This is a genomic window from Microvirga roseola (assembly GCF_020866965.1).
Classification (GTDB): domain Bacteria; phylum Pseudomonadota; class Alphaproteobacteria; order Rhizobiales; family Beijerinckiaceae; genus Microvirga; species Microvirga roseola.
Genome location: NZ_JAJATX010000054.1, coordinates 20755 through 27205 on the forward strand (window position 1 = coordinate 20755; position 6451 = coordinate 27205).

Here is a 6451-nt window from a genome sequence, read left to right on the forward strand (position 1 = left end):
GACAAACGGGGATGATGCACATGACTGCGATCAGCGTTTCTAGCCTCTCCAAGCGTTACGGCAAAACCCGGGCGCTCGACAACGTCAGCATCGAGGTCCAGCGGGGCGAGATGGTTGCTCTGATCGGTGCATCAGGTTCCGGCAAGAGTACACTCATCCGTCATATCGCCGGGCTTGAGGTAGGCGATGGGGAAGCGGGCAAGGTCGTGGTTCTCGGAGAGGTGTCGCAGACGGCGGGACGATTGGTGCGTGGGCGCCCTGCTGGCCGTGTGGCCGTCATCTTCCAGCAATTCAATCTCGTTGGACGCCTCTCCGTCCTGACCAATGTACTCATCGGTCATTTGGGGCGGGTGCCCCGCTGGCGCGGTACGCTTGGCCTATTCAGCCGCTCCGAGAGAGAGAAAGCCGCAACCGCTCTGGCACGTGTAGGCATCCCCTCCGTGGCGGCACAACGCTCGTCGACTCTCTCGGGTGGCCAGCAGCAGCGCGCGGCCATCGCGCGCACTCTGGTGCAGGAAGCTGAAATCCTGATCGCCGACGAGCCGATTTCCGCGTTGGATCCGTCCTCCGCACGACGCGTGATGGACGTGCTGGCAAATATCAATAGCCAGGACAGCATCACGATCCTCGTGTCGCTGCACCAGATCGAGTACGCGCGGCGCTACTGCAAACGTACGATCGCAATGCGCGACGGACGCGTCGTTTATGATGGGCCTTCGACGTCTCTCTCAAACAGTTTCCTTGCGGAGCTTTACGGCGACGCTTCGGAAGAACTGGTTCTGCCAAAAAGCCCGGCCGAACCTCTGCCAGCTCGGCTGGTCCGGTCGAGCTGCCTCAAACCAGTGCATGTCCTAGCCTAAAACCAGGAATATAAGCGGAGATTTTGGAATGAATGCGATGCTCAAATGGGCCGCGACGGTGTCGCTCGCCTGCACGATGTCCACGGCAGCTTTGGCCCAAGAGGTCATCAACTTTGGCATTATCTCGACCGAGTCCCAACAGAACCTGAAGACCAGCTGGGAGCCGCTGCTCGCAGACCTGAAAAAGAAGACTGGCCTCGAGGTGAAACCATTCTTTGCGTCCGACTATGCCGGCATCATCGAAGGCATGCGCTTCGGTAAGGTGCAGATGGCCTGGTATGGCAACAAATCCGCCATGGAAGCTGTGGATCGCGCCAATGGCGAAGTCTTCGTGCAGAGCGTGCCGGTGGGTGGCGAACCGGGCTACTGGTCGGTCATCATCGTCCCCAAGGATTCGCCGATCAAGACGGTCGACGATGTTCTGAAGTGTGACAAGTCCCTCAACTTCGGCCTCGGCGACCCGAACTCGACCTCCGGCTATCTCGTCCCGATGACCTTCGTGTTCAGCGCCAAGGGTATCGACCCGAAGACCTGCTTCAAGAACGTCACCAACGCGAACCATGAGACCAACGCGATGGTGGTCGCCAACAAACAGGTCGACGCGGCTACCAATAACACCGAGAACATGGCGCTGATCCAGAAGAATCAGCCCAAGGCGTTCGAGAATATCCGCGAAATCTGGCGCTCGCCCCTGATCCCTTCCGACCCGATCGTGTGGCGTAAGGATCTTCCGGAAGCACAAAAAGCAAAGATCCGCGAGTTCTTCCTCACCTACGGTACCGACAAGTCGACGGGTGACATTGCCGCCGAAAAGAAAGTTCTGGCGGGCCTGAAATGGGCCCCGTTCCGCACCTCTTCCGACCGGCAGCTCCTGCCGATCCGCATCATGGAGCTGACCAAATCGATTTCCCAGATCGAGGCCGACGCCTCGCTCGCTGCTGATGCGAAGAAAGCCAAGCTCGATCAACTGAAGGCGCAAAAGGCCAAGTACGAAGCCGAACTGGCTGCTGCCGGCTGAGCCAGCCCAAAGGAAGTGGCTTGGATACAAGCCACTTCTCTCCATCAGTGAACATAGAGCCTTGATGAACGGCATGGACCAGACAGTATCGACTCCCAGGCCTACGGCCTTCAAGCTCATTAAGGCGATCGGGGATCGCGCCACTTCATCGCCAAATGCTGGGCACGGATCTGGCGGACGCCGTAACCTGTTTCTGTTAGCTCTGCTAGTAGCGGCGCTCTCCTGGAGCTGGGGGCCAGCCGAAATAAGCCGCTGGACCTATCTCTTCACCGACTCCGGAAACATGGCTGAGTATGCAGCCGGGTTCCTGCGTCCCGATTTCAGCGACTGGCGCCATTATCTCGAGGAGATGTTGGTCACGATCCAGATTGCGCTTTGGGGCACCTTCCTCGCCGTGGTCCTTTCGGTACCCTTCGGAATTTTGTCCGCGCATAACATGGCTCCTTGGTGGGTCCTACAGCCTGTGCGGCGGCTCATGGATCTCTTTCGGGCCATCCATGAGGTTGTATTTGCTGTCCTGTTCGTCGTGTCGGTCGGGCTCGGCCCCTTCGCCGGCGTCATGGCTTTGTTCATTCACACGACTGGGATCTTAGCAAAACTGTTTTCCGAAGCAGTCGAGGCGATCGATCCGCGTCCCGTGGAAGCTATCCGGACCACAGGTGCCTCACGTGTCCAGCAGGTGATTTACGGCGTGATCCCGCAGGTCCTGCCCCTCTGGATATCGTATTCGCTCTATCGCCTTGAATCGAACGTCCGGTCCGCGACCGTTCTGGGCATCATCGGCGCTGGCGGAATTGGCCAGGTGCTCTTCGAGTCGATACGCGCCTTCTATTATCCCGAAGCCTCGGCGATCCTGATCATCGTCGTGATAACGGTCACCATCATGGATCTGATCTCACAGCTTCTCCGCAGGCTGGTGATCTGATGCGGGCAGCAATCTACTTCACCCCGGCCAAAAGCAATCCGTTAACAGTACGGGCAGCCGAATGGCTTGGGCGGGACGCATTCGATCGTCGTCCGGCACGTGGCCCTGATCCAAAGATAGACGTGCTCGTATCCGAGCCCGCACGCTACGGGTTCCATGCAACGTTGAAGGCACCATTTCGGCTTGCCGATGGCACGACGATCAACGATCTGGACCAAGAACTGGCCGCATTCGCGCAAAGGATGCAGGCTGTCTCTCTTGGAACGCTCGCAGTCACCCGTCTGGACAGTTTTTTTGCACTCACGGTTCAGGCCACGCCTCCGCTGTTGCTTGATGCTGAGGAGGCCATTCGCATGGCCTTCGAACCATTCCGGGCGCCGCTGACCGAGCAGGAGGTGGCTCGACGCGATCCACAAAATCTGTCGAAGCGCCAGCAGGCGAATCTGTCGCGCTGGGGTTATCCACATGTGGGTCAGGACTTTCGCTTCCACATGACGCTAACCAACGCGATTGTTGACGAGGCTGAGGCAGCCCAAGTCGAGAGGCGGCTGCACTCCCAATTCAATCACGTGCTCGAGATCCCTGTAGTCATTGACGCGCTCGCGCTGTTCGTTGAGCCGGGACCGGGTGCACCCTTCTATATCCATTCGCGCCATCCGCTAAAATGCGGCATGCCATCCTAAGTCCTAGAGCCATGACCCCAGAACTCATCTTCACTAATGCCCGCATCGTCCTTGCCGACGAGATCGTTGAAGGCACCCTTAAGATCCAGGACGGCAGTATTGCCGATATCTCGAGTGGGAACTGCAGGACAGGTGAGGATTGCGCTGGCGATGTGCTGATCCCAGGGTGCGTCGAGCTGCACACCGATCACCTTGAGACTCATTTGCAGCCGCGCCCGAAGGTGCGCTGGAACATGGATGCAGCACTCCAGGCACATGACGGGCAAATTGCGACTTCAGGCATAACGACGGTTTTTGACGCACTTCGGGTCGGCCTGGAGGGTGATACTGAGTTCGGTTCGCAGGAGATGTCGGCCATGGCGCAAGCTATTGCCTCGGCGAGCGCCGACAGACGCCTGCGTGCAGAGCACTTCATTCACCTGCGTTGTGAGGTTTCGGTGTCTGACGTGGTGGATCATTTCGAGGAACTTCAAGGGAACAAGCGGGTTCGTCTTGCCTCGCTGATGGATCACGCACCTGGTCAGAGGCAATTCGTCAGCCTGGACGCCTACCGCATCTACTATCAGGGCAAGAAGAAGCTCAGCGACGTTGAATTCGCCGCTTATAGTGAGCGACGTATTGCGGAATCGGCTGCAAACTCCGAGCGCAACCGCCAGCTCCTTGCCGAACGCTGCCGCGCGGCCGGCATTTCGATCGCGTCCCATGACGATGCGACGCGCGAGCATGTGGAAGAGAGCGTCTCGCTTGGAGTAGCCCTAGCCGAATTCCCGACTACGATCGAAGCTGCGACATTGTCGCGAGATGCGGGCCTGCATGTTCTCATGGGTGCACCGAATGTCGTGCGGGGCGGCTCTCACTCGGGCAACGTTTCGGCCATTGACCTGCTGCATGCGGGCGCGCTCGACATCCTATCCTCGGATTATGTGCCGTTCAGTCTCGTCCAGGCGGCCTTTCTTCTCGCCGAGCGGGCCGATATCAGCCTGCCCCACGCAATACGCCTAATCTCGGCAAATCCGGCCGAGGCCGCAGGTCTATCAGATCGCGGCCGCATCGAAATCGGGCGACGTGCCGATCTGGTGCGTGTCCAGGCCACCAGCGGTCGGCCGCCCCGGGTTTGCTCGGTCTGGCGGGAAGGGGTGCGCGTTGCATAAAGGAGTGTTCGTCGCGATCGTCGGCCCCAGTGGGGCCGGTAAGGACACGGTTATCAGGGCCGTCGCGGAAGTGGTGCGAGATCGGCCTGACATCATCTTCGTGCGCCGAGTCATCACCCGCTTGTCAGACGGTACCACCGAAGACCATGATACGATGACACCTGAAGCGTTCGAAGCAGGACGTGAGGCCGGCATGTTCTGTTTGAGTTGGGGAGCGCACGGTCTCTTCTACGGCTTGCCTCAATCGGCACGTGATGCAGTTGATCGAGGCAACATAGTCGTCGCCAATGTATCCCGTGCAGTTCTTACCGAGGCAGTGAGAACCTTCGGCCGAGTTGCTGTCGTCGAAATCATGGCTGACCCGCAGATCCTACTTGAGCGAATCATGGCTCGTGGCCGAGAGAGTGCAGAAGAGGCCAGAGGGCGCATCGCACGGTCGGTCAATTTTCATCTACCACACGCGACATGCAGTTACGTGCGGATCGACAACTCTGGCCCAATCGATGTCGCAAAGAATCAATTGACCGAGATTCTCAGTTCATCATTGGTCTGATGCCGTGCGGCCATAATTTGCACTGGAGAAAGTTTGGAGCTTGGGCTCCGTTGCGTTAACCTTGGCAGTGTGGCGAGGGACGGCTAATCGAGGAGCCATCCAGTTGTCTCTGTTCAAGCGCCGCTGCTTTCCGGCTGCGATCATCCTGTTGTGCGTGCGCCGGTACTGCAAGTATGGGATCAGCTATCGCGATCTGGCCGAGATGATGCAGGAACGCGGTGCTGAGGTCGATCCGTCGACGATCTTTCGCTGGGTTCAGCGCTGCGCCCCGGAGATCGAGAAGCGGGTGCGCCAGCATCAGGGGCCACGCTTGGGCTCCTGGCGTGTAGACGAGACTTATGTGCGGGTTGGCGAGCGCTGGAAGTATCTGTTCCGTGCCGTCGGCAAGCACGGGCAGCTGATCAACTTCCTGCTGTCGGAGCGGCGTAACACCCAAGCCGCTTATCGCTTCTTGCGCAAAGCCCTTCATTTGATGGATGGCTATCCTCCATGCTCAATCACGACCGACAAATTAGCATCGTATCCAAAGGCCACCCGACGCTTACAAAGCGAAGGACTGCTGCCAAAGGATGTCGAGCACCGGACCTCAAAATATCTCAACAATGTTATTGAGGTTGACCCTGGAGCGCTTAAGCGCATCATCCGGCCGGCCCGCGGCTTCCAGAGGATGAAGACAGCCTCCGCAACCCTGAGAGGCTTTGAGGTCATACGCATGATCCGGCGTGGCCATTGCATGTTGCCGATGCCTGGTGTGCAGGCGAAATCCGTCTTGTGAACCAGTTCTTCGGTCTTGCCGCCTGAGTGATCTGCCAACTCGGTTCGTTATACCCTCTTCAGGTTAGTGCAACAAAGCCTGTATGAGAGCGTTGAACGGGATCGGAGACAAGGGACTTCAGGCGCGGCGATCAGAAGAAGTCCCAATCGTCGTCCCCGTAGTAGTCGGCATAGTCGTCATCCCAACCGTAGCCGGCGCCGTAGCCGTAGCCACTGTAGTCCGGCTCGTAGTAAAGACCCGTATAGGGGACGGAGCGAACGGATCATGTCCACGACCGGCGTGGTCCGCAGCCCATAGAAGGCTCGATTAGAGCTGCACAAACCTGCGTAGGTGACCGGGGTTCACCCAAAAACGGTCCACATTTTTTGGACCAGAAAGGGTGTGGGCCCGCGGGCCATGCACTCAAGTTAGCATGCGTTTCCGCTGATTATATCAACAGACCTGCCCCGGGGGGTGGCCCGGGGCAGGTTGCGGAGGTTTGTGAGG

General features: G+C 58.6%; 6 protein-coding genes and 1 pseudogene. All 7 read left to right on the forward strand.

Annotated features, from left to right (window positions below; genetic code table 11):
* The first annotated feature begins 20 nt into the window (after positions 1-20).
* The 7 genes and pseudogenes from phnC to LG661_RS20355 all read left to right on the forward strand — a co-directional run bounded on the left by phnC (position 21) and on the right by LG661_RS20355 (position 5991).
* Complete coding sequence (phnC, locus tag LG661_RS20325; RefSeq protein ID WP_230533791.1) at positions 21-860, forward strand: phosphonate ABC transporter ATP-binding protein; 840 nt, start codon at positions 21-23, stop codon at positions 858-860.
* Positions 861-888: 28 nt separating this feature from the next.
* Positions 889-1878, forward strand: a complete 990-nt coding sequence (gene phnD / locus LG661_RS20330; protein ID WP_230533792.1) for a phosphonate ABC transporter substrate-binding protein — start codon at positions 889-891, stop codon at positions 1876-1878.
* A gap of 127 nt (positions 1879-2005) precedes the next feature.
* On the forward strand, positions 2006-2803 hold the full coding sequence (gene phnE / locus LG661_RS20335; RefSeq protein WP_407666763.1) for a phosphonate ABC transporter, permease protein PhnE: 798 nt from the start codon (positions 2006-2008) through the stop codon (positions 2801-2803).
* Complete coding sequence (locus LG661_RS20340) at positions 2803-3486, forward strand: DUF1045 domain-containing protein (protein ID WP_230533793.1); 684 nt, start codon at positions 2803-2805, stop codon at positions 3484-3486. Before phnE ends, LG661_RS20340 begins: the two co-directional genes overlap by 1 nt.
* A gap of 11 nt (positions 3487-3497) precedes the next feature.
* Positions 3498-4637: an alpha-D-ribose 1-methylphosphonate 5-triphosphate diphosphatase gene (locus LG661_RS20345; protein ID WP_230533794.1), complete on the forward strand. Its 1140-nt coding sequence runs from the start codon at positions 3498-3500 to the stop codon at positions 4635-4637.
* Between the two features lie 4 nt (positions 4638-4641).
* Complete coding sequence (gene phnN / locus LG661_RS20350) at positions 4642-5190, forward strand: phosphonate metabolism protein/1,5-bisphosphokinase (PRPP-forming) PhnN (RefSeq protein ID WP_230533795.1); 549 nt, start codon at positions 4642-4644, stop codon at positions 5188-5190.
* Between the two features lie 103 nt (positions 5191-5293).
* Positions 5294-5991, forward strand: a pseudogene (locus tag LG661_RS20355) (IS6 family transposase).
* Positions 5992-6451: the final 460 nt, after the last annotated feature.